1 protein-coding gene is annotated in these 491 nt (G+C 66.8%); it reads right to left on the minus strand.

Annotated elements, in window-relative coordinates; all coding sequences use genetic code 11:
• Positions 1-491: ATP-binding cassette domain-containing protein (locus Aau02nite_RS45815; RefSeq protein WP_212994992.1), on the minus strand; the 491-nt coding region annotated here is incomplete at both ends.

Below are 491 nucleotides of genomic sequence, written 5' to 3' on the forward strand. Positions count from 1 at the left end.
GAGATGAGCACGACGCCGAGGCCGTTGTCGGCGAGGCGGCGGACGAGTTCGAGGACTTGTGCGGTCTGGGCGACGCCGAGGGCGGCGGTGGGTTCGTCGAGGATGACCACGCGGCTGTTCCAGAGGACGGCTTTGGCGATGGCGACGGTCTGGCGTTGTCCGCCGGAGAGGCTGGCGACGAGTTGGCGCAGGCTTTTGACGGTGCGGACCGACAGGCTGGCGAGGGTGTCGCCGGCCATTTGTTCCATGGTGGGTTCGTCGAGGACGAGTCCGCGGACTTTCTCGCGGCCGAGGAACATGTTCTGGACGATGTCGAGGTTGTCGCAGAGGGCGAGGTCCTGGTAGACGACTTCGATGCCGAGGGCGGCGGCGTCGCGGGGGGTGTGGACGGCGACCTGGTTGCCGTCGAAGGTGACCGTGCCGGCGTCGATGGTGTAGATCCCGCTGACGCATTTGACCAGCGTCGACTTACCGGCACCGTTGTCACCGAC

Source organism: Actinoplanes auranticolor (assembly GCF_018332655.1).
Taxonomy (GTDB): Bacteria; Actinomycetota; Actinomycetes; order Mycobacteriales; family Micromonosporaceae; genus Actinoplanes; species Actinoplanes auranticolor.